Annotated in this window: 18 protein-coding genes; 8 read left to right on the top strand and 10 right to left on the bottom strand. The window is 69.9% G+C overall.

All coding sequences use genetic code 11. The features are described 5' to 3' along the window. Positions 1-19: 19 nt before the first annotated feature. From menC to ACFUPX_RS17980, 4 genes are all read right to left on the bottom strand, one after another. The gene (menC, locus tag ACFUPX_RS17965) at positions 20-1,120 is read right to left on the bottom strand and encodes an o-succinylbenzoate synthase (protein WP_383322735.1); all 1,101 of its coding nucleotides are present in this window, start codon (positions 1,118-1,120) and stop codon (positions 20-22) included. 64 nt (positions 1,121-1,184) lie between these two features. After that, positions 1,185-2,057 (bottom strand): GNAT family N-acetyltransferase, encoded by an 873-nt coding sequence (locus tag ACFUPX_RS17970; protein WP_383322738.1) that lies wholly within the window; start codon positions 2,055-2,057, stop codon positions 1,185-1,187. Further along, entirely contained in the window at positions 2,054-3,145 is a 1,092-nt protein-coding gene (locus tag ACFUPX_RS17975; protein ID WP_383322922.1) for a M20 family metallopeptidase, read from the bottom strand. The genes ACFUPX_RS17970 and ACFUPX_RS17975 overlap by 4 nt, the downstream gene beginning before the upstream one ends. Positions 3,146-3,186: 41 nt before the next feature. Beyond that, entirely contained in the window at positions 3,187-4,224 is a 1,038-nt protein-coding gene (locus ACFUPX_RS17980) for a dipeptidase (protein ID WP_383322741.1), read from the bottom strand. 369 nt (positions 4,225-4,593) lie between these two features. Here ACFUPX_RS17980 and ACFUPX_RS17985 point away from each other — a divergent pair, with 369 nt between their 5' ends. Both ACFUPX_RS17985 and ACFUPX_RS17990 read left to right on the top strand, forming a co-directional pair. Beyond that, on the top strand, positions 4,594-5,313 hold the full coding sequence (locus ACFUPX_RS17985) for an aspartate/glutamate racemase family protein (protein ID WP_383322744.1): 720 nt from the start codon (positions 4,594-4,596) through the stop codon (positions 5,311-5,313). A gap of 86 nt (positions 5,314-5,399) precedes the next feature. Next, the gene (locus ACFUPX_RS17990; RefSeq protein WP_383322747.1) at positions 5,400-6,068 is read left to right on the top strand and encodes a class I SAM-dependent methyltransferase; all 669 of its coding nucleotides are present in this window, start codon (positions 5,400-5,402) and stop codon (positions 6,066-6,068) included. A gap of 47 nt (positions 6,069-6,115) precedes the next feature. Here the strand turns inward: ACFUPX_RS17990 and ACFUPX_RS17995 are convergent, their stop codons facing one another. Together ACFUPX_RS17995 and ACFUPX_RS18000 are read right to left on the bottom strand one after the other, a co-directional pair. Next, a complete protein-coding gene (locus ACFUPX_RS17995; protein ID WP_383322750.1) occupies positions 6,116-7,294 on the bottom strand; it encodes a serine hydrolase domain-containing protein in 1,179 nt (392 codons plus the stop codon). A gap of 347 nt (positions 7,295-7,641) precedes the next feature. Beyond that, positions 7,642-7,833 (bottom strand): hypothetical protein, encoded by a 192-nt coding sequence (locus ACFUPX_RS18000; RefSeq protein ID WP_383322753.1) that lies wholly within the window; start codon positions 7,831-7,833, stop codon positions 7,642-7,644. Between the two features lie 220 nt (positions 7,834-8,053). On the opposite strand from ACFUPX_RS18000, the gene ACFUPX_RS18005 reads away from it, so the two are divergent. After that, a complete protein-coding gene (locus ACFUPX_RS18005; RefSeq protein WP_383322756.1) occupies positions 8,054-8,704 on the top strand; it encodes an SUKH-4 family immunity protein in 651 nt (216 codons plus the stop codon). A gap of 116 nt (positions 8,705-8,820) precedes the next feature. Here ACFUPX_RS18005 and ACFUPX_RS18010 read toward each other — a convergent pair whose 3' ends face one another. The 3 genes from ACFUPX_RS18010 to ACFUPX_RS18020 form a co-directional block, all read right to left on the bottom strand. Next, entirely contained in the window at positions 8,821-9,510 is a 690-nt protein-coding gene (locus tag ACFUPX_RS18010; protein WP_383322758.1) for an AMP-binding protein, read from the bottom strand. After that, on the bottom strand, positions 9,503-9,952 hold the full coding sequence (locus tag ACFUPX_RS18015; protein ID WP_383322761.1) for a hypothetical protein: 450 nt from the start codon (positions 9,950-9,952) through the stop codon (positions 9,503-9,505). The genes ACFUPX_RS18010 and ACFUPX_RS18015 overlap by 8 nt, the downstream gene beginning before the upstream one ends. 215 nt (positions 9,953-10,167) lie before the next feature. After that, positions 10,168-10,647, bottom strand: a complete 480-nt coding sequence (locus tag ACFUPX_RS18020) for a nuclear transport factor 2 family protein (protein WP_383322764.1) — start codon at positions 10,645-10,647, stop codon at positions 10,168-10,170. A 365-nt stretch (positions 10,648-11,012) separates the two neighbouring features. Here ACFUPX_RS18020 and ACFUPX_RS18025 point away from each other — a divergent pair, with 365 nt between their 5' ends. From ACFUPX_RS18025 to ACFUPX_RS18040, 4 genes are all read left to right on the top strand, one after another. Beyond that, entirely contained in the window at positions 11,013-12,338 is a 1,326-nt protein-coding gene (locus ACFUPX_RS18025) for an aspartate aminotransferase family protein (RefSeq protein ID WP_383322767.1), read from the top strand. 31 nt (positions 12,339-12,369) lie between these two features. After that, positions 12,370-15,573 (top strand): amino acid adenylation domain-containing protein, encoded by a 3,204-nt coding sequence (locus tag ACFUPX_RS18030; RefSeq protein ID WP_383322770.1) that lies wholly within the window; start codon positions 12,370-12,372, stop codon positions 15,571-15,573. Continuing rightward, positions 15,570-16,331, top strand: a complete 762-nt coding sequence (locus ACFUPX_RS18035; RefSeq protein ID WP_383322773.1) for a thioesterase II family protein — start codon at positions 15,570-15,572, stop codon at positions 16,329-16,331. Before ACFUPX_RS18030 ends, ACFUPX_RS18035 begins: the two co-directional genes overlap by 4 nt. Positions 16,332-16,548: 217 nt before the next feature. After that, complete coding sequence (locus ACFUPX_RS18040) at positions 16,549-16,704, top strand: hypothetical protein (RefSeq protein WP_383322776.1); 156 nt, start codon at positions 16,549-16,551, stop codon at positions 16,702-16,704. A 93-nt stretch (positions 16,705-16,797) separates the two neighbouring features. Here ACFUPX_RS18040 and ACFUPX_RS18045 read toward each other — a convergent pair whose 3' ends face one another. Then, complete coding sequence (locus ACFUPX_RS18045; protein ID WP_383322779.1) at positions 16,798-17,751, bottom strand: helix-turn-helix domain-containing protein; 954 nt, start codon at positions 17,749-17,751, stop codon at positions 16,798-16,800. Positions 17,752-17,922: 171 nt separating this feature from the next. On the opposite strand from ACFUPX_RS18045, the gene ACFUPX_RS18050 reads away from it, so the two are divergent. Beyond that, positions 17,923-22,164 carry a S8 family serine peptidase gene (locus ACFUPX_RS18050; protein WP_383322782.1) on the top strand — a complete coding sequence of 1,414 codons (4,242 nt, stop codon included), beginning with the start codon at positions 17,923-17,925 and terminating at the stop codon, positions 22,162-22,164. Positions 22,165-22,169 lie beyond the last annotated feature (5 nt).

The raw sequence follows: 22,169 nt of genomic DNA on the forward strand, positions 1-22,169 counted from the left end.
CTGCCTGGCTGAAGCGCCGCTACAGCTGGATCCACTCCTTGGCCGTGGTGACCTGGTCGAGGAAATCGACGACCGGCTCGACGCCGAGCCCGGGGCCGGTGGGGACGTCGAGGTGTCCGTCGGCGAGCTCGAAGGGGGCGGTGACGTCCGTGGCGAAGTAGCGGCTCGAGCCGGAGGTGTCGCCCGGCAGGGTGAAACCGGGCAGCGCGGCAAGGGCGACGTTCGCGGCACGGCCCAGGCCGGTCTCCAGCATGCCGCCGCACCACACCGGGACGCCGTGGGCCACGCACAGGTCATGGATGGCCTTGGCCTCCAGATAGCCGCCGACCCGGCCGGGCTTGATGTTGATGACGGAGGCGGCACCCAGCGTGATCGCCGCGGCGGCGTCCTCGGCGGACTCGATCGACTCGTCCAGGCAGACCGGCGTACGCAACAGCTTCGCCAGCGCCGCGTGCTGCACCAGGTCGTCGTCGGCGAGCGGCTGCTCGATGAGCAGCAGGTCGAAGGCATCCAGTTTGGCCAGCTGCCGGGCATCGGCCAGGGTGTAGGCGGCGTTGGCGTCCACCTGGAGCAGCAGGTCGTCACCGAACCGCTCGCGCACCGCGCGGACCGGGGCCACGTCCCAGCCGGGCTCGATCTTGAGCTTGATGCGCACGTAGCCCTCGTCGATGAAGCCGCCCACGACGTCGAGGAGTTCGGGGATCGAGTCCATGATGCCGACGGACACGCCGCACGGCACCCGCTCACGTTCGGCCCCGAGGAAGGTCCCGAAGGACTGTCCGGTGGAACGCAGTTGGGCGTCGAGGACGGCCGTCTCCAGTGCCGCCTTGGCCATCTTGTGGCCCTTGAACGGCTTCAGGGTGCGCTTGACCGCGTGGGCGTCCGCCGATGCGGGCAACGCCGGTATCAGGAAACGCCGCAGCACGTCGGCCGCGCCCTCGACGTACTCCGAGCAGTAGCGGGGCTCGGACATGGCCACGCACTCGCCCCAGCCCTCGCTCTCGGGGGTGACCACGCGTACGAGCAGGACGTCGCGAGCGGTCTCGACGCCGAAGGAGGTCCGGAACGGCGCCCGCAGGGGCATCGCGATCCGGCGCAGTTCAATTCCGTTGATCTTCATGGTGCTTGGGCTCCCGGGGAGGTCAGCAGCGGTCACGGGGTGATGTCGGCACGGGGTGGCGCGGTCACGGAGGTGGTGCCGGCATGTGGGCGGTGTCGCGCGTGACGACGTAAGCGGTCCTGTCGTGGAAGCCGGTGACGCGGGCGCCCTCGGCGAGGAGCGTCCCGAGAACCTCGCGCATCGCCAGACGCCATGCCTTTGCCGCACCGGGGTCCGTGCGGCGCAGCCCCTCGATGTCGGGCGGGACCTCGACGAGCAGGGTGGCTGCGTCCCGGTCTCCGATGGCGGGCAGGCCATCGCGTACGGACAGGGCGGTGGCGGCATCGGCGGGGATCGGGGCGGGGGCCGGCGCGTGGAACGGCGTGGCGCCAGGCGCGGGGGCGGTGCGCGATGCCGCTGCGGCGATCGCCGCAGCGTCGTTCAGCTCCCAGCGGATGAGGGCCCGATCCGTGTCGTCGCCCCCGTTGATCACGTCGTCCATCGCCCCGTAGAAACTGGTGAGGTACTCCACCGGACGTCCGCCGAGCTTGGTCAGGTTGAAGTGGGCGTTGCGCCGCACCAGCGGGTCGTAGGTCCACGTGATCCGCCGCAGCCCGCGGGCCAGAGCCCACTCGCGCTGATGGAATTTGAGGGCCAGGCCCGCTCGATGGCCGGTGAGCGCACCGGTGACGTGCGAGTGCAGGGCCTCTCCGGCAGGGGCGGCGAAGAAGGCGACGGACGCGCCCACCAGCTGACCCTCGTCGAAGGCGCCGGCGACGTAGTTGCCCGCGTGGGAGAGCGCCCGCATTTGCTCGACACCCATGGGGGAGCTGCCGGGGGAGCTGCCCCAGATCTTCTCGAACAGTGTGTTGGCGCCCTCCAGTTCGCGCAGTTCGTGCAGCTCCCGTACGACGAGGCCGCGCGTTGCGTGTGGCTGTCGTACGTCGAGGGCGCTCACTGGGCGAGCTCCTGGACGAGAGCGGCCAGAAGCCGGGTTCGGGGGACCATCTCGGCCACGATCACGTGCTCATGGTCGGCGTGGGCTCCGCCGCCGACGGCGCCCAGGCCGTCCAGGGTGGGGCAGCCGAGCCCGGCGGTGAAGTTCCCGTCGGACGCCCCACCGACCGCCGCCGATGACAGCTGCCCCAGGCCCAGCCGCTGAGCGAGCAGGGCGGCCCGAGTGAACAGGTGGGCGGAGGACGATTCCTCCAGAGGCGGCCGGTTGGGGCCGCCGCGGATCTCCACCCGCGCGCCGGGGACGGTGCTCTTCATGTCGCGTATCGCGGTGTCCACCCACTCCTGAGCCGCGAGGGAGGGGACGCGGACGTCCACGTCGACCGTGGCTCCGCCGGGCACGGTATTGGTCGTCGTCCCGGCCTTGACCACTGTGGGAACGACGGTGGTGTACCACCCCTCGCGCGCCTCCGCGTTGGCCTGGGCCGCGAGCGATTCGAGGGCGAGGATCAAGTGGGCTGCCTCGATGGCCGCGTTGACTCCCTTCTCCGGCTCGAGACCGGAGTGTGCCGCCTTGCCGTGGACCACCAACTCGTACGCGGAGGTGCCCTTGCGCGCGGTCTTCAGCGCGCCGCCGTCCGCCGACGCCTCCAGCACGAACGTGGCCGCACACTGCCGCGCGGTCTCCTCGATCAACGCCCGCGAGGTGTCCGAGCCGACTTCCTCGTCCCCGGTCACCAGGACGCACACGCCCTCCAGCGAGGGCAGTGAAGCCAGGGCATGGAAGATCTGGACCAGCCCGGCCTTCATGTCGAAGATGCCGGGCCCGCGCGCGACACCGTCCCGCACCGACCACGGATGCGTGGCCAACGAGCCCATCGGCCACACCGTGTCGTGATGCCCGAGCAGCAGCACCCGCGGCGTGCCGAACATCCATCGCAGATGCGTGACGCCGTCGACGACCAGGCGCTCCGGCAGGGCGCCCAGAAGGCGGGCTCCCTGCGCGGCCACGACGTCCGCACTGCGGGACACCGCATCCAGGTCGGACGAGAAGGACTCGCACACCACGAGTTCCTCCAGGTCCGCGAGCATCGCGGGAAGCTGGGGCGCCGGCTGACCCGGCATCGTGCCGCTCACTGCGCCCTCCCCAGCTGCTCGCGGAAGAGCCGCTGGACGTTGCCGCCCAGGACCGCGCGGATCGCACTCTCGTCCAGTCCTCGCTTGAGCATTACCCGCGTCAGCGCGGGCAGCTCGGCGGGCCCGTCCAGACCCGGCAGCGAGGCGTCGAGAGAGACTCCGGTGTAGTCGCCGCCGTCACAGCAGGGCGGCGTGATGTCCGCGGCCACCTCCCGCAGGAAGTCCGGGCCGATCCCCACGTGCTCGACGCCGACCAGTTCGATGACGTACTCGATGTGATCGACGATCCGGTCGATGGTCTGCTGCTCCTGCTCGGCCGCCACGAAGTCGGGGACGAAGTTGACGCAGACGACGCCGCCGGTGGCCGCGACGCCCCGTATCTGCTCGTCGGTCAGATTGCGATGGTGATCGCACAGCGCGCGTACCGCGGAGTGCGAGGCGATCAGCGGCCGCGACGCGAGCTCCAGCACGTGCGCCACACCGGCCGCCCCCAGATGCGAGATGTCGAACACGATGCCGAGACGCTCCAGTTCCCGCAGCGCATCGACACCGTCGCTGGTGAGCCTGGACCCGGTCGCGTCCTGGCCACTGCCGTCGCCGAGCGGGGACCGCCCCCAGTGGGCGATCGAGACCATGCGGACACCGAGCCGGTGCAGCGTCCGGAACAGCTCCACGTCCGCGTCGACTCCGGGTGCGCTCTCCAGCGCGAGCACCAGGGCGATGCGCCCCTCCGCCAGCGCGGCATCGACGTCAGCGCCGTCCAGACATAGGCGTACGTGGTCGGGGTTCCCCTCGGCGAGGGCGTGCGCGCACTCGATCATCCGCAGGGTGCGGCGCAGCGCCCCCTCGGGCCGGAACTGATCGTCCACGAAAACCGGCAGGACCTGGATGTCCACCCGCCCTTCCCGCAGCTGCGGAAGCCACCGCTCGCGGAAGAACTCCGCCCATCGGTGGGGCGGCCGCTCCACCACGGACATGAGCAGGTCATTGTGCGTGTCGGCGACGACCGCGCGCTCGTGCAGATCTTCGGTCACCTTCGACTCCTCCTCAGATACATGCTGACGACGCTAGGCGAGAGCGAAGCGTCGAAGTTCGTCGCTCAGCACCAATATGGAGATGGCCCTCCGTATATGCGAACGACTTGTTCACGCGTGCTGCGTCGGCGGGGTCCGCTGCACGCAGCCCTGGGACCTCGATACATACGGGCCGCCAAGTGTTCGGCTCCTCGGACGAAGCGCCCAGCGCCCTGACCGCCCAAGACTTCTCGCATGCGAACGGCATTGAAGAGCACCGACGAAGCGGCACCATGCCCCCCGGCCACGGGCGCGGAGCGGAGGGCGGCGGAAGGCAGAGGGGTGGGTGCGGAGCGGAGGGGCCCGGCACGCACCGCGACCGAACCGTCCATGACATCGCCGGAAGACCTGCGCCCGCTGCTCGGCATCCTCGGCGGCATGGGGCCGATGGCCACCGCCCATTTCTACCGCCGCCTCATCGAGCGCACACCGGCCCACCGGGACCAGGAGCACCTCCCCGTGGTGATCTGGGCCGACCCCACGGTGCCCGATCGCACGCAGGCCCTGCTCGGACGTGGCCCTTCACCCCTGAGCGCCATGCTCACCGGCGTGTCCTGGCTCACCCAGGGCCGCGCCACCTGCGTCGCGATCCCCTGCAACACCGCACACGCCTACCTCGACGCCTTGCGCGCCCACACCGACGTACCCATCCTCGACATGGTGTCCGCCGCCCTCGAAGCCTGCCGCACCTTCCAGCCCTCCCTGAAACGGATCGGCATCCTGGCCACGGAGGGAACCCGCATCGCGCGCCTTTACGAGGCGGCGGGGGAGAGGCTCGACCTCCAGATCGTCCACGTACCCCCTGCCACGCAGACGCGATACGTCGACCGCGCCATCGCCGACGTCAAAGGGGGCGGTGACATGGCTCGGGCGCGGGACGACATCGCCGCGGCCGTCGGCGAACTACGGGAGGCAGGGGCGGAGTTGGCCATCGCCGCCTGCACCGAGATTCCCCTGGTCGCAGGCGGGGCACAGCGCATCATGCCCGTCCTCGACTCCGCCTCGGCCCTCGCCGACCAGGCACTCGCCATGCTGCTGCCGCGTCCGTGAGTCCGGGGCGGACACCGGGCAGGGCCGCCTACGCTGTCCCGCCCCCGCCCTGTCCCGAAAGCGTCACGCAGTCCTATGGTTGGCCGATGCGCGCACATCATGTTGACCGTCCAGTCGATCTCGACGTGGTTCGTGAGTCCTATGACCGGGTGGCGGACAACTACGCCCACATGGTGGTGACCACGGGAGTCGGCGACATCCGTAGCCACCCATGGCTCAAGGCGTCGATCGACGCCTTCGCCGACACCGTGAGGGACCTTGGGCCTGTCCTCGACGTCGGCTGCGGACCCGGAACGGTGACCGCCTATCTCGCCGAACGCGGACTCGACGTATCCGGAGTCGATCTCTCCCCCCGCATGATCGAGAATGCGCGCCGCCTTCATCCGCACTGCCGCTTCAGCGTGGCCTCCGCCACCGACCTCGATCTCGAAGACGCGTCGCTCGGGGGCGTGCTCGGATGGTGGTCACTGTTCAACCTCCCCCGTGACGTCCTCCCTCAGGTCCTGGCCCTGTACGCGCGCGCCCTCAAACCCGGCGGACACTTCATCACCGCGACACACGTCGGCGACGAAGACGCGGTGCGCACCGAGGCCTACGGGGGTGTGCCCGTTCGCTGGACGACACACAAGTGGCGGCCGGAACAGCTCGTGGACCTGATCGAGCAGGCTGGGCTGTGCCCGGTCGCCGAACTTCGCCTCCCGGCAGAGGAGTACAGCGGACCGGGCCTGGTCGTCATGGCCAGGCGACCTGGCTGAGGGCTACCCGGATGAGGGCGACGCCGGGCCCGGCGCTGTTCCGCCGCCTATTTCCCGTTCTTGCGCAGCAGCGCGCAGACGAAGTTCTCCTCCACGGACCGCAGCCGCTTCAGCAGTTCCGGCTTGTTCGTCTTGTTGATCTGGGTGGTGAGGGAGACGGTCAGCGACCGCTTGCCGTCCGGCGTGGCGGCGATCAGCTGCGTATAGCCGGGGAAGTTACCCGTGTGGCCGTACACCACGCCGCAGCGGGTGGTGTACCGGAAGATGGCCAGACCGGCCTTGTTCTTGCCGGGCCCCGCCGGCTCGGATGCGCCGTTCACCCAGCTCAGCTGCTGGCGGCGTGTCCGGTCGGAGATCAGCTTGCCGCCCGCGTAGCCGCGGATGAAGGCCGTCATGTCCTTCGGCGTCGAGATGATTCCGCCCGATGCCCATACGCCCGACGCGCTCAGTACGTCGCTGATGTCCTCGGGAGGGTTCGGCGGGGTGACGTCGTAGCCGTGCATGTACGGCTTGGGCATCCGGTAGCCCTGCGGCAGGCTGGTGCCGCGCAGACCCAACGGGCGGTACACGAGCTGGGCGAGCAGATCTTCGTAGCGGCAGTCCGTCGCCGCCTCCGCCATCAGGGCCACGGCGATGTTGTCGGAGTTGGAGTAGGTGTACCGGGCCCCCGGGCGGAACACCAACGGCTCATCGGCCACGAAGTCCAGCAGCTGGCGGGAGTCGAAGTGGCGGCGCGGGTTCTCGGTCACCAGGGCCAGGAACTCCGGGTTCGCGCTGAAGTCCGGCAGTCCGCTGGTGTGGTTCAGGAGCTGCCGCAGCGTGACCCGGTGCCATGCGCGCGGCAGCCGGGGAAGCACCTTGCCGATGGTGTCGTTCAGCCGCAGCTCGCCGCGGTCGACGAGCTGGAGGGCGACCGCGCCGCTGTACGCCTTGGCCGTACTGGCGATGCGCATGTGGTCGGTGACCTCGATCGGACGGCCGGTGCCGGTCTTGGCGACGCCTGCCCGGTAGACCTCCGTACGGGTCCCGCGCTTGAGGACGGCCACCGCTCCGGGCGGTCCACCGGGCGCGGTGGTCAGCTGCTGCAACTGCCGCCGCAGTGCGCGGTCGTCGTCGGCCGGGGCATCCGCGGCTCGGGCCGGGGCATGCACCAGCCCGGCCACGCAGGCAGCGGCCAGCAGAGCGACGAGGGGGAGGCGGACCTGCGGGGAGCTGGGAACTGGCACGGAGGGACTCCTACGGCTCGAGCGCGGTGGGAGCTTCAGCTTCACCTGGCGGCAGGGAACCCGCGCGCGGCTCTGCTCCAACCAGCCGAGGGCCTGACGAGGCGATGGGGCGCCGCCGCTTACCGGCTCAGACGCGTGAGGGAAGGGCAGAAAGGATCTTCTCCCTGGCTTCGGCCACTGATCTCGGGCACATCCTGCAGACCAGAGGGCTGGTTCTGCGAGGGTGCGGTGGGGGAGGGGGCGCGCCGGGCGCACCCTTATGCCGTCAGGGACCAGTCGGGCGGTGTGACGCGTTGCGGGCTCCGCATAACGCCGAGTGCGCGGCACACCGCGGTGTACCGGTCCAGTCAGGTGGCGCTGTCGCCGCCGGGCAGCTCGTTGTGGCCTTCGGTCCAGTTGTTGACCCACCCGCACACCCCGCACGCGTAGCGGCCGTTGACGCCCGACACCTCGGTTCCGCATTGGCGGCAGTCCGTCGTGGTGATCTCCTGGGATTCAAGGAACGCCATGGCCGGAGTCTGGGGCTGCTCGGACGTCATGGCCTCGACTCTATGGGTCAGACTGGCATCGAGCATGACCGGGGACGATGTCACCCGGGTCCGCTGAGCCCGCCCGCCTCACGGTGTCGTAATCTTCGTCGCAGATCGCCGCGTCGACGTCGGCCTCGATGTCGGCCGTGCTGCCCCCCCCAGCCGCCTGCGACCATCCACCAAAAAGCCCCACGGCGCCCGTGCCGCCGCCGAGTTCGGAGTCCCGGCAGTGCTTTTCGACGTCACCCGCAGCGAACTCACCGACATCTTCGGCGAGGACCGGCTCGCAACGCTGCCCGCCACCGCCTTTCCGCCCTGCGCCGCGGCCACCGAGGGCGCGCGTCTCCTGCAGACCGTCGGCGCCCCCACCGGGACGCTCCTGCTGCGTGGGTCCGACGAGGACTCCGGTCGACTGCCCCTCGTCCAGGACGTCGTCGACGCCGAGGACTTCGCGGACGCCCCGCAGGGCGTGGGCGAATGGCCCGTCATCGGCTGGCTGCTCAACGCCCACCTCGCCCTCGATCCCGGTTCCGGCAAGGTGCACGCAGTCGACGCCGACGAGGAGACCGTGCGGGAACTCCACGCGGACGTCTCCTCCCTCGTCCAGGTCACCCTCCGGTTCCAGCGTCTGCTCGAGGAATTCACCTTCAGCGGCGACGACAGCGACGAGGAGGCCGAGTTCGAGCGCCTGGACCGCGAGGTCGAGCGTGTCCGTCAAGAGACGAGCAGCCTCGACCCGCTCCCCTTCCAGGACGACGAGACCGTCTGGTCGGTGGTCGGCGACGAGATCGCCGCTGGCCAGCGCTTCAGGGGCGACAGCCCGGGAGCCGGCTCGAGAACGGCGGCGACGGGAGCTCCCACTCGGTCTCGCACAGAGTGACGCTGAACGACGACGACTACGTCTCCGACGGGGCACCGCGCAGCGAGAGCGCGAACAACGAGCTGCAGGATTCGCTCATCCTCCCCGCTGCTCAACCCGAGTAGCTCTTCCCTGACTCAATCACCTTGCAGCGGGATCCCCTGGGCGAGCGCGGGGAAGACCGCGTACGGCCAGAGAGGTGAGTGGCTGGGGATGAGCAGCCGCACCTGGCGGGGGCGGTTGTCCTTGGAGGTGAGGTGGTCGGCTGCTCTGGCCACGTCTCGGTGTGTGAGGAGGTGAGCGGCTCCGGCCCGCCGGTTGTTCGACGGGTAGACCCAGGCGACCCGGCCTGTTCTGCGGGCAGGAGCCAGGCGAAGGGGCTCGGCGCTTTCGGCCAGTGCGAGGGGGAGTTGGGCAATGCGCCAGGTCGGCGCCACGTCGTAGGGGGCGGAGCTGTTCTGGGGGGTCGGGTCGCTGGTGGTGGGAGTCCGGGCCTGCGGGTGGTCCGTCAGCAGGATGCGTACGCCGTTGTTGCAGAGCAGGCCTTCCTGGCGTCGTGCGGGCAGGCCCTCAGCGAGGGGTACGCAGCGTGCGCCGGTGGTCAGGATTCCCAGTACGGCGGGTATGCATCGGACGGGATCGCTGATGCTGACGCCGACAGCGTCCCCCCTGCCGATTCCTCGCTCGGCGAGAACGGTGGCCGTCTGGAGCGCCTGACGGGCCAGTTCTCCGGCTGTCAGCGCTGTGCGCTCGTTGCGCAGTGCCGGACGGTCGGGATGCGTCTGCGCCAGCGTGAGGAAGCTGTGGTGGGGCAGTTGCTCAGGCATGCCGGTCTGGCGTGCGCCGTGTGGGAAGGCGGGGATCGGGGAGGGGCTCGAGCTCGTCGGCGCCGTGGGCCCGGCAGATGGCCGGCCTGCGCGCGGCGGTCACGTACCAGGGTGCGGGGTAGAGGTCTTCGCCGCCTGCCGCGAAGGTCCGGTGGATGACTCGGGCTCGGTGAGGCTCACCTGTGACGACGACGGGCTCGCCGACCGTGAGCACTCCGCGGTCGGCGGGCTGCGCCCGGTGGGGCTGGGTGGCTTCCCTCTGGGCGCGCAGGCGCAGTTGGACCGCGTAGGAGTGCGGGTCGAAGGTCTCGATGCCGAACCGGCGCAGGTGGATGAGGGCGTCGCTCACGGCGCGCAGAGCCTCTGGGTCGTCCTGCCTCAGACAGAGTTGGTAGGCGATGAGGCCGATGCTGTGCGGATCGAGTCCCCGGAGCCTGCTCACGTGCCGGGGGAGAGGGGCTTGTGCGGCGGCAGGGTGAGGGTCCATCAGGGTGTGAGGGTGCATGGTCTCGTCAGCTCCGGGTCCGGATTCGCGGCCCGGGGTGCCTTGCTCGTCGGCGTTCAACGGATCTCGTCGGCGTTCATCGGCGTTCGGCGGATTTCGTCGGCGGAGAGAACGCGTCGAGAAGGCATCCCCGGGCCCTGACTATCACTGCGTCAGGCTCGATGCAGAGGGCCGGGTACGCGTGTCGCGCGGGCTTCGGCCTGTTCGGCGGCGGAGGTGTGCGGCTCGCCCGCGACCGGTACGCGGTCGATGATCCCGGTCACGACCCGGGTGTCCACGTAGGCCTGGACCTCGACGATGGTGTCGTCCTCGAAGCGGCACAGCCAGACGTAGAAGGGGTCGTAGGGTTCGCCGTCGGTGGCGGTGGCGATCCCCTCCATGACCACGACGACCTCGGATTCGGTGCCGTACATCTGTTTGAGGTCGAAGCGGAGCCCACCGGAACGGGCCCGAATCTGCTCCAGTGTTCCGTCGAGGAAGTCCCGCTTGTTCTGGTACGCCCCGGCCAGCGGGTGCCGCCCCACCATCGTCCACTTGACGTCGTCGGATACCTGCTCGAAGAACTTGTCCACCGTGTCCAGTTCGCCGAGGAGCTGGAACAGCGGCCTGCGCGTTTCGCACGTGCCTGTCATGGTGACCTTTCTTTGTTCGACACTCGCCAGGGCCGATTCCGCGGACCGAGGCGTTCAACTCCTCTGGTTACCGCAGCGGGCCGTGGCCGTTCATAAGCGATTACCCGAGAGCTGTGAGTAAAACCTCAACTGCTTGATTTCGCGCCCTTAGATGCATGCGCCATTGACCAGAGCGTAGCGCTGCGTAAATTCTCTTCCGTGCATATCCGCACGGCATTTATTCGACTGGTGGGGCGTTCCGGATACCCGCACCTACAGGGGCGCACGCGGCGCATTCGAAGCAGTGGGCGGAAAGGGCGGTGGCTCAACACGCGCCCCTATGCACCTGGTTGACCTGCGCAACTTGGCGTGGCTAGGTTTTTTGGATGGAACGTTCTGACCTCTTCGACCGACATCGCGCAGTTCTGCCGCCATGGGTTCCGCTGTTCTACGACGTCCCCCTCGAGATCGAGTCCGGACTGGGCCGCACAGTTCGCGGAACTGATGGACGGGATTACCTGGACTTCTATGCGGGCGTCGCCGTGAATACATTGGGCTACGACGTCCCGGAAATCCGTGAGGCCGTCGAGCGGAAAATGCGGACCGGCATCGTGCATTCGTCGACGTTCTATCTGATCCGCGAACAGATCGAACTGGCGGAACGTATCGCCCGCGCTTCGGGCATCGACGACGCGGTGGTCTTCTTCACGACATCAGGGTCCGAGGCAGTGGAGACCGCACTGCTGCTGGCCACCCAGTACCGGCAGAGCCAGCAGGTCATCGCCTTGCGTTACGCCTACCACGGGCGCTCGTTCGGGGCGCTGTCGGTGACCGGGGACCGCGCCTGGCAGGCCCAGGGTTTCTCCCCGCTGCGCGTCGCCTACGCCCGAAGCGGGGACAAGCGGTACGGCGGGATGTCCGGCCTGGACGACACGGCGTACGTCCACGCCTGCGCACAGGATCTGCGGGAGATCATCGCGACCGGCACTCCCGAACGCACGGCGGCGATGCTCGTCGAGCCGGTTCAGGGCGTAGCAGGCGCTGTTCCCCTGATCCCGGGTCAGTTGCGCGCGTACGCGGACGTCCTGAAGCAACACGACATCCTGCTCATCGCCGACGAGGTCCAGACCGGATGGGGTCGCACGGGCCGCTACTGGGGCCACCAGTGGCACGACGTGACACCCGATGTGCTCGTCTTCGCCAAGGGCGTGGGCAGCGGCTTCCCCCTGGGCGGTGTCGTGGGCCGGCGAGAGGTGATGGCGAGCCTGCCCGGCGCTTCCGTCTCGACGTTCGGCGGCAACCCGCTGGCCTGCGCCGCCGCGATCGCCACCCTCGACTACCTGGACGAGCACGACCTGCCCGCCCACGCCCTGTCCATGGGCGGCCTGCTGCGCGAGAGGCTCGAAGCGGGCCTGAAGGACCCGGGCGTCGGCCAAGTACGCGGTACGGGGCTCCTCATGGCCGTCGAGTTCGTCGATCCGCTGACCCGGGAACCGGACGTGTCACGTGCCGTGCGGGTGCAGGAGCAGTGCCGCCACCGCGGCCTCCTGGTGGGGCTCGGGGGAGCGTTCAAGAACTGCCTGCGGATCATGCCGCCGCTCACCGTCACCGCCCACGAAGTGCGACAGGCGGCCGACATCATCGCCGCCGCCGTCGACGACGCCCCGGGCGGCGATGGCCCCCTCGCGATGCCCACACCATCTCTCAACTGACCTTCAGCTGACCACACCGAAAGGAACCACCATGTCGATCGACACCTCGACCGTGTCGGCCGCGTTCCCACTGAGCGCCGTGCAGAGCTCCTATCGCATCGGACGCCAGGACGAGCAGCCGTTGGGCGACACCGCCTGCCACATGTACTTCGAGTTCGACGGCGCCGGAGTCGACGCGGCCACGCTCGCCACGGCCGTCGGTGAACTCCAGGCGCGGCACCCCATGTTGTCCGCACGCTTCCCCGACGACGCCCAGGAGGCCCACGCGGGCAGCCCGCCGACCTGTCGCCTGGTGACCAACGACCGCACCGAGAGCGACCCGGACGCCTGCGAGGAATCGCTGGCCGGTATCCGCGCGGAGATGTCCACGCAGAAGCTGGACGTCTCCCGCGGCCAGGTGCTCGACGTGCGGCTCTCGCTCCTGCCCGGGGGAGTCTCCCGCCTGCACGTCGATGTCGACCTGCTGGCCGCCGACCCGCCCAGCATCCGTCTCCTCCTCGCGGATCTCGCCGCTCTGTACACCGGCACCGCAGGGCAGGCACCCACCGGCCGGTACGCGGACCATCGGCGCAACGCGGCGCAGTCGCAGGAGAATCGGCAGGAGGGCGGCGCCGCCGAGCATGCCGTGCCCAGGACGGACCTCTTCGAGGACATCGAGTTCAGCTCCCCCCGCCTGCCGCTCACCTCGGACCCGCAGAGCATCGACGCACCGCAATTCCGGCGCCGTAACGTCACGGTGAGCGCCGAACAGTGGAAGCACATCACCCGACGGGCCACGGAGCTCGGCGCCGATCCCGACACCGTCCTGCTGGCCGCCTTCGCCCACGCCCTGGCGCGCTGGAGCGAGAACCGCACCTTTCTGCTCAACGTGCCGGTCTTCGACCGCCCCCGGGAGTCCGGACTCCACGAGACGATCGGTGACTTCACACAGCTGAAGATCCTCCCGCTCGACCTCGACGCCCCCACCTCTCTCCAAGACTTGGTGCGGCGCGTGGACGACCGGTGGTCCGCGCTGGGACGGGGCAGCGACGCCCCCTCGCTGCCCCAGGTGCAGGCGCTGGCCCAAGAGCGCGGCGAGCGCCTCCCGCCGCTCGGCGTCGTGTACACCTCGCTGACCGGCAAGCCGTGGGTCGATGAGGCGTTCGAGGCCGCGCTGGGCACCGTGGGCTGGATGCAGTCCCAGACGCCGCAGGTCTGGCTGGACTGCATCGCCTACGAGTACGAAGGGGGAAGGCGGCTGGCCTGGGACATCGTCACCGACCTCTTCCCGCCCGGCATGCACGAGGGAATGACGGACTACTGCGGCGACCTGCTGTGCGCTCTCGCCGAACAGGACTGGTCGGCCAACGTCCCGGCGGGCCTCACCGGCCGCCAGCGCGCCACGCGCGAGCGGGCGAACGACACCCGCCGGGAGGCCGGCGGCCACCTGCTGCACGAGCCGTTCTTCACCCATGCCGCAGCCGACCCGTCAGCGCCGGCCCTTCTCGGCCCCGACAGCCAGATGTCCCGCGCGGACGTCACCGACAGCGCCCTGCGCCTGGCCGGACTCCTGCGCTCACGAGGCCTGCGCGACGGCGAGCCGGTGGCCGTCACCCTCGCCTCGGGCACGGATCAGATCTGCGCGGTCCTCGGCATCCTGGCCGCAGGCGGCTGCTACGTACCGATCAGCCCCGAGCAGCCCCGGTCCCGGCGCGACAGCATCCACGACACGGCCCGCATCCGGTACGTGATCGAGGACGCCCCCGCCGACGCCCCCGCCCAGACGCCTCCCGGCGATGACACCAAGCCCCAGGTGCTGACGCTCGCCGAAGCCCGCAGCAGCCGGCCCCTGGCCGCACCGGTCGCCGTGTCGCCCGCCGCACCGGCCTACATCATCTTCACCTCCGGCTCCACCGGTAAGCCCAAGGGCGTCCAGGTCTCCCACCGGTCCGTCGTCAACACCATCGTCGACATCAACGAACGCTGGCAGGTCGGGCCCAAGGACCGCGGCATCCTCATCTCCTCACTGGACTTCGACCTGTCCGTCTACGAGATCTTCGGGCCCCTCAGCGCGGGCGGCGCCGTGGCCCTGCCCGACGCCGACGACCGCCGCGATCCGCACGCGTGGCTGCGCCTGATGGACCAGCACCGCGTCACCGTGTGGGACTCCGTCCCCGTACTCCTCGACATGCTGATCAGCACCGCGGAGAACACCACGCCGCCGCACACCTTGCGGGTCGCGATGACCGGCGGCGACTGGATCGGCCTCGACCTGCCCGGCCGTCTGCGCGCCCTGCTGCCCGACTGCCGGTTCGTGGCCTGCGGCGGGGCCACCGAAGGCGCCGTCTACTCCAACTACTTCGAGGTCGACACCGTCGATCCCGCCTGGGTGTCCATCCCCTACGGACATCCCCTCGGCAACCAGACCTACCGGGTCACCGACCCCGAACGGCACGACTGTCCCGAGTGGGTGGCGGGCGAACTGTGGATCGGCGGTGCGGGCGTAGCCGACGGGTACGTCAACGACCCGGACCGCACAGCAGAACACTTCGTCGAGCACGAAGGCGAACGCTGGTACCGCACGGGCGACTTGGGACGGTACCGAGCCGACGGCGTCCTTGAGTTCCTGGGGCGCACCGACCACCAGGTGAAGATCAATGGCTATCGGATCGAACTCGGCGAGATCGAGTCGGCGGTCGCCGCACACGACGCCGTCTCCCGCTGCATCGCCGTGGTCGCAGGCGAGAACGCCCAGCGCCGCCTCGTCGCCTATGTCGTCCCCGACGGCACCGACCTGGACCTGGCCCGGGTCAAGGGCGAAGCAGCCGAGCGTCTCGCGGAGTACGCCAGGCCCGCCGACTACTTCCTGCTCACCGATCTGCCGCTGGGCAGCAACGGAAAGGTGGACCGCAAGACCCTGGCCTCATGGGCCCTGCCGGAGCGTCCCCGGACCCCACAGGAACCTCCGGTGGAAGGCACCGAACAGTCGCTCGCCGACATGTGGAGCGACATCCTCTCGGCCCCGGTCACCTCACGGCACGACAACTTCTTCGACATCGGCGGCAACAGCCTGCTGGCCGCCAAGCTGACCAGCGACATCCGACGCCGCTACGGCAAGAGCTTCAACCTGCGTACGGTCCTGCGCTCCCCGACCCTCACCAGCATGGCCGAGCACATCGACCGTATGAGGCAGCCGAGTTCAGACGCGTCAGCCCCAGAAGCCCGCGACGAGCACACCGCGCAGGAGACACGATGACCTCCGCCGCCCCACAGGGGACACCCGGCTCTTCAACCGTCGACGCCCCCTACGCGTCCTGGCTGTGCCGACTGGACACCCAGCCCGACGCCACCACCCGCCTGATCTGTCTGCCCCACGCGGGGGGAAGCGCCAGCGCCTACCGGTCATGGCTCACCGACTGGCACGACGCCCCCGAACTCTGGGCCGTCCAGTATCCCGGACGCGAGGACCGCACCGAGGAGGCGCTGCCCGGCACGCTGCCCGAACTGGCCCAGCACATCGCGCTCGCCCTGCAATGGATGGCCGACAAGCCCTACACGCTGTTCGGACACAGCATGGGCGCCCTAGTCGCCTATGAAACCGTTCGCCAAGCCGGCCAGCTCGGCCTCCCCGCCCCCGCCCGCCTCATCGCCTCCGGCAGCCCCCCGCCCGACGCCACCGCCGCACAGTCCGCCGGGCAGGACGACAGCCCCGAGGTGCAATGGCTGCAGGAAGGCGAAGAAGGCCCCGACCCTGAACTGCGCCGCACCGCCACGCGCATCCTGACGGGCGACCTCGCCCTGCTGGCTTCGTACGCTCCGAAGCCGCAGGCCCTGGACGTTCCCCTCGTGGTCCTGTCCAACGAGGACGACCCCGACGTGGATGACGACACCGCCACCGACTGGGACCGTTTCACGGCAGCAGAGCTGCAGCACGTCACCCTTCCCGGCGACCACTTCGCCTGCTACGGACAAGCCGGACGAATCCTGTCCGCCCTGCGCGACTCGGGACGGTAGCGCGAGCCGCCCCTCCCACATCTCGTTACGAGGTCGAGGAGCGGCGCGTGCATGGACGGCCGGGAGCAGGGCACTCGGAGGCAGCACGACAGGATCCCGCTACCGCGGATCACGCGGTGCGCCGGGTTCACCTGATCCGGGTTACGCAGAGGGTGCTGTGAGCCTGAAGAGGTGAGGGCCCTGCTCGTACCGAAGAGACTTGAAGATCGGAACCCAAATGATTGTTCTTGGCGTCATTCTGCTCCTCATCGGCCTGCTGGTCGGCATATCGCTGCTGACGACCGTCGGCGGTGTCCTCGTCGTGGTCGGCGCGGTCCTGTGGGTCCTCGGCGCGACCGGACGCAAGATCGGCGGGCGCAAGCACTACTACTAGAGAATGCGGAGCGACCCAGCTCGGCGTAGCACTCTGGGCACGGCCGACAGAAACTTGTCGGCCGTGCCCAGAGCGCTCGTGACCCGCGGTCGGTTACAGCCAGCCGCGTCGCGCGGCGATGACGCCGGCCTGAAAGCGGTTGGCGGCGCCCAGTTGTTCGTGCAGGCGGCTCATCCGGCGGCGCATGGTCCGCACCGACCAGCCCAACTGCCGTGCGATCGCCTCATCCTTGACTCCGCTGACCAGCAGGGAGAGCAGCAGCTTGTCCTCATCGGCAGGTTCGTCCGCCGCCCCCACCGGGCCGATCAGCGGCGTCGCCTTGTGCCAGCACAACCGCCAGTAGTCGACGAGGGCGTCCAGAAGCGCGGAGGGGCGGATCACCGCCGCGCGTACGTCCGTCATGTTCAACGACAGCGGCATGAGAGCCAGCCTGTGGTCGGCTATGGCGAGCTTGACCCGTAGGCCGGGCAGTACCCGGGCCTGTTCGCCCTGGTCGACCAGATGCTTGATGTCGTCGAGCACGCCGGGCCACTCCAGGGCTTCCGGAGCGTAGACGGCCCGGTAGACCACTCCCTTCTCCAGCGCGGTCTTCTCCACGGGGTTGGTGGTGGTCAGCGCGTACGGCGGCCGGTCGAGCGTGCAGACCTCGTCGCGCGCCTCTTGTTGCAGCCGTACGAACCAGCGCCCGAGGGCCTCGCTGCCCTGGACGATCTCCACCTCCTCCGCGTCGCCGTGCTGAGCGGCCTCGAACAGGCGGGCAAGGCCGGTCGCCGCGGAGCGCACGCGGTCCAGTTCGTTGCTGTGGGTGCGGATCAGGGCGTCCACCGCGTGATGCGGATCGATGGCGGCGTAGCGCAGCCGGTGACCGGAGAGCCGGCCGACCAGTCCGCGGTCGTGGAGGCGGACGAGGGCGCGGGTGACACGCGTCGGCGATGTGCCGAGTTCTGCGGCGAGTTGTCCGGGAACCGCCGCGTGGCGGGACAGCAGCGCCCGGTAGACATCCTCGTCAAAGGCGTCGATACCGACGGCGGCGAGCTCATGTGTCATGACGGTGATGGTGGCCCAACTGTGTCAGCGGCAGCAATGGGCCACCCTTCAAGCGTTGCTTGTCAGGGGCACGCACCACTACTAAGTCGGAACATGAGAATTTCCCCCCGAAGACCTGTCTACAGAGGACCTGCCCACAGCAGACCTGTCCACATAGGGATCGCGGCCGCAGTGCTCGGCGGACTGCTCACTTCGGTCCCCGGCGCCGCCGCGGACGAACCGGCATCGCCGGGCGGCGCCGGGCGAACGGAACGCGTCATCGTCCAACTCGACGGCGCGGGCGCCCTGGAGGCGGCGCCCGGGACTGCCAGGAGCGCCAAGGCCGCCGACGTCGCGGCAGAGCGCAAGGACGTGTCGGGCAAGCAGGACGACTTTCTCGCTGCCGCGAAGGACGCCGGTGTCGGGGCGAAGTCCGTCCGCAAGCACAATCTGCTGCTGAACGCCGTCTCGATGACCATCGACGCGCGCGAGTCCGCAGCGCTCGCGAAGCTGCCCGGCGTCCGGTCCGTCACGCCCGCCGGCATCTTCCGCGCCCAGGACGTGGACGCCAACGAGGTGGTCGGCAACCCGGACGTGTGGGAGCGCGAGGACGCGAACGGGGCCAAGGTGACCGGCAAGGGGGTCACTGTCGCGGTGATCGACACCGGCGTCGACTACACGCATCCGGACCTCGGCGGCGGCCTCGGCGAGGGCCACAAGGTCGTCGGCGGCCACGACTTCGTCAACGACGACCCCGACCCCATGGACGACAACAGCCACGGCACTCACGTGGCGGGGATCGTCGCCGCCGAGGCCGCGGCCGAGGACGGCGTCACGGGAGCCGCACCGGATGCCCGGCTGCTGGCGTACAAGGTGCTGGACGCGGAAGGCGTCGGCGAGGACTCGGACATCATCGCGGCACTCGAAGCCGCCGTGGACCCGGCCAACCCGCACCGCGCCGACATCATCAACATGAGCATGGGCAACGCACTGGGCACCGGTGACGACCCGGTGGCACGGGCCGCGTCCCAGGCCGTCGAGGCCGGCGCCCTCGTCTTCGCCGCGGCAGGCAACAGCGGACCCGGCTACTACAGCGTCGGCTCCCCGGCCGCCGCCCCTGGGGTGATCGCCGTCGGCGCGTCCACCAGCGGCGTGCGCCAGCCCGTGGTCAAGGTCGCGGGCAAGGGCGAGCAGTTGGTCACGTACCGAGGCGGCCGCTCCGCCAACCCGCCCGCCGCTCCGGTCACGGGGCCGATGGTCAACCTCGGCATGGGAACCGCGCAGGACTGGGAGCGGGTGGGGGAGGTGAAGGGCAAGTTCGTGCTTCTCGCGATCCCACCCTCGACCAGCCCGGACGATGTGTGGGCCGAGGAACTGGCCATCTGGCGCGAGGCCGAGAAGCGCGGCGCTCTCGCCGTCATCGGCGGCGTCAGAACCGGCGACGGCCCGGTCGCCACGGACGGGCGTGCGCGCACGAACCCCCTCGACGACCCGTCGAAGCCACAAGGCCGCCACAGTGGCCGTACGCCGGGCGAGTTCCTGGCCGGAGCCAATACCGCGCCCGCTGCGTCGGGCGACTCGCTGCGCATGGACCGCCTGCCGGTCGTCGGCGTCGGCACCGAACAAGGGCGCCAGCTAGCCGAGTTGGCCGAGACATCGGCCCAACTCACGCTCAGCAGCACCGACGCCACCGACCAGATGGCGTCGTTCTCCTCCCGTGGCCCCGACCAGGAACTCGACCTCAAGCCCGACATCGTCGCCCCGGGCGTGGAGATCCGCTCCACCGTGCCGAAGAGCATCGTCCCCGACGGTGTGCTGCGCATGTCCGGTACGTCGATGGCCTCCCCGATGGCCGCCGGCTCCGCCGCCCTGCTGCGCCAGCTGCACCCCGAGCGCACCGCGGCCCAGAGCGGCGCCCAACTCATCGGCTCCGCCGCTGCGTTGACCGGCCCGGACATGCAGGCCCAGGGCGGTGGCCGACTGGGCACCGCAGCCGCGGCCGACACCGACCTGTACGCCTCACCGGCCACCGTGTCCTTCAGGCTGCCGCACATGGACCGGAAGAAGGTCAAGGGCACCCGCACCGTCACCGTGCACAACACGGGCGCCAAGGCCGTCACGGGCAAGGTCACCGTCAGCGGTCCTGCCACTGTCTCACCGAGCCGCGTCACCATCCCCGCGGGCGGCAGGGCCGAGGTCCGGCTCAAGGTCGAGCGGGACCGGCCCGACGTCACGGACGCGACGACCAACTACCTCACCGGCCGCGTCACCGTCACGCCCCGCAAGGGCAGGAAGATCAGTGTTCCCTACCTCATGACGGCCATCCCGTTGTACGTGGACGCGGCCGTCGACCCGAGCACGGACGGCAACACCACGGTCTACACCTACACGCCCACCAAGCTGCGCACACCGCCGAAGCTGACCGTCGACCCGCCGCACGGCCGGGACTTCACCGTCACCTCGCAGGCCACCGCCGACCCGCACTACTACCGGACCGACCTCACGGACCTGAGGAACGGCGTACACAGGATGACGGTGGGTGCCACGACGGATGCGGGGATCCGTCAGCACGGCAGCGGCGCGTTCGAGGTCACGGCGGCCGGGCCCACCGCCAAGCGGTGGAAGGCCATCGGCCCCAACAGCGCGGCCGGCACCACCCAGATCGCCCCGGGCGCACCCCGCCAGGCCGTCATGACGCAGGGAACCCGCAGCGGTGGTGCCTGGCTGACGACGGACAACGGCAAGACCTGGCAGCCGAGGAACCACGCGCCGGTCAGCAACCTCAAGCAGGAGCCGTCCCTGGTCATCGACCCGGACGACCCCAAGCACTGGTGGGAGGCGGTCCGCAGCGACCATCCCTCCGCGTTTCCGGCCGGCGGCGCACTCCTCGAGACCAGGGACCGGGGCAAGACCTGGGAGCGGATGAGTGCCCCCCAGTTGCCCTGGACCGAACTGTCCGCCGACCCCGGGGCCAAGGCGCTGCTCGCCACGGCGGCCACCGATGACCGCTACGTCAGCAGGGACAGCGGCGCCTCGTGGCAGCCGGTCGACCTGACCGGGTACGGCATCGAGGGCTGGGTCGCCGACGCCCGCTTCGGCGGCGACGATCTGTACGTGTGGGCGGGTCAAGTGATCTGGGTGGTCCGCGACTTCGCGACCGGCCAGGGCAAGCATGCCGAGAAGGTCTTCGAGGGCAAGATCGGCGAGACGCACCTGGGCGGGTACGACGTCGACGGCAACGTTGTCGCGATCAAAGCCATGGGCAAGAAGAGCGGACTGTGGGTCAGCCGCGACGGCGGGCGCACCGTGGAGAAGACCAGCCGCACCTACAGCGGAGTGTTCGACGTCCAGGGCGGCGAGATCTACCACGACGACCTGACCGGCACCGGCGCGGTCAGCCGTGACAGCGGCAGGACGTGGAAGGAGGCCGAACAGCCGCTGCCGGGCTACGTCTTCGCCGACTACGACCGATGGCAGGACGGCTCCTACACCATCGGCGGCAGCACGGGTCTCTACCGCTCCACCGACGAGGGCGGATACCGCCGCATCGGCGTGCAGGGCGAGAGCGTGACGGCGCTGGCCACCGCGGGCGACGCCCTGCTCGCCGCGACCCCGGAGGGAGTCCACCGCACCGGCCTTCCGGCACGCAGCGCCGAGTGGGGCGCGGGAGACGGGGACTCGGGCATCGCCACCGTCGCTCTGGTCGCACCCCTGAAGGACCCCGAGCGGGTCTGGCGGGTGACCAACGATCTGCTCGGCAGCCACGTCCAGAAATCCACGGACGGGGGCCGCACATGGGATGAGATCAGCAGCCTGGAGGGCGGGGCCACCGCCTTCATGGTCGACCCGGCCGACCCGGACCGCATGGTCGTGTCGTACTCGCGGATGGACGGAGCCGGGGTCCACAGCACCACGGACGGCGGCAAGACGTGGAAGACCGTGCCGCGCGGGAGGTACTACCAGGACATCACGGCCGACCCCCACGTCAAGGGCCGTATCTGGCTGGCCGGTTACTGGGGCCTCGCGTACTCGGACGACTTGGGTGCCACCTCGACCCAGGTCGCCGACCACGAAGTGGACTCGGTCGTCTTCCGCGGCAAGAAGATGATCACTGGGGGTACCGCGATCCGCTTCAGCACGGACGGCGGCAAGTCCTTCACCAAGGCCGACACGGGTGACCTGCGCATCCAGGTCTCGGACCTCCTCGACGTCGACGGCACCCTCTACGCGGGCACCACGTCACGCTGGCAGGACTTCACGCCCAACGGGGCACGCGGCGTGCTCCGCTCCACCGACGGTGGGCGGACATGGGAGAACATCTCCCGCGGCATGCCGAACAAGGACGTCCTGAGCCTGGCCGCCACGGGGGAGGGGGACAGCCTGTTCGTCGGCACGGAGCAGGGCGGGGTCTACCGCCTGGAACTCGACCGCTGATCATC

The sequence above is a fragment of the Streptomyces sp. NPDC057302 genome (genome assembly GCF_042667685.1).
Lineage (GTDB): Bacteria > Actinomycetota > Actinomycetes > Streptomycetales > Streptomycetaceae > Streptomyces.

Excerpts from the sequence above, each read along its gene's own strand:
- ACFUPX_RS17975 (WP_383322922.1), bottom strand. The coding sequence starts at position 3,145 with ATGCTCGCGGACCTGGAGGAACTCGTGGTGTGCGAGTCCTTCTCGTCC.
- ACFUPX_RS18040 (WP_383322776.1), top strand. The coding sequence starts at position 16,549 with ATGATTGTTCTTGGCGTCATTCTGCTCCTCATCGGCCTGCTGGTCGGC.
- ACFUPX_RS18045 (WP_383322779.1), bottom strand. The coding sequence starts at position 17,751 with ATGACACATGAGCTCGCCGCCGTCGGTATCGACGCCTTTGACGAGGAT.
- ACFUPX_RS18035 (WP_383322773.1), top strand. The coding sequence starts at position 15,570 with ATGACCTCCGCCGCCCCACAGGGGACACCCGGCTCTTCAACCGTCGAC.
- ACFUPX_RS18025 (WP_383322767.1), top strand. The coding sequence starts at position 11,013 with ATGGAACGTTCTGACCTCTTCGACCGACATCGCGCAGTTCTGCCGCCA.
- ACFUPX_RS18020 (WP_383322764.1), bottom strand. The coding sequence starts at position 10,647 with ATGACAGGCACGTGCGAAACGCGCAGGCCGCTGTTCCAGCTCCTCGGC.
- ACFUPX_RS17985 (WP_383322744.1), top strand. The coding sequence starts at position 4,594 with ATGACATCGCCGGAAGACCTGCGCCCGCTGCTCGGCATCCTCGGCGGC.
- ACFUPX_RS17990 (WP_383322747.1), top strand. The coding sequence starts at position 5,400 with ATGCGCGCACATCATGTTGACCGTCCAGTCGATCTCGACGTGGTTCGT.
- ACFUPX_RS18000 (WP_383322753.1), bottom strand. The coding sequence starts at position 7,833 with ATGACGTCCGAGCAGCCCCAGACTCCGGCCATGGCGTTCCTTGAATCC.
- ACFUPX_RS18030 (WP_383322770.1), top strand. The coding sequence starts at position 12,370 with ATGTCGATCGACACCTCGACCGTGTCGGCCGCGTTCCCACTGAGCGCC.
- menC (WP_383322735.1), bottom strand. The coding sequence starts at position 1,120 with ATGAAGATCAACGGAATTGAACTGCGCCGGATCGCGATGCCCCTGCGG.
- ACFUPX_RS18010 (WP_383322758.1), bottom strand. The coding sequence starts at position 9,510 with ATGCCTGAGCAACTGCCCCACCACAGCTTCCTCACGCTGGCGCAGACG.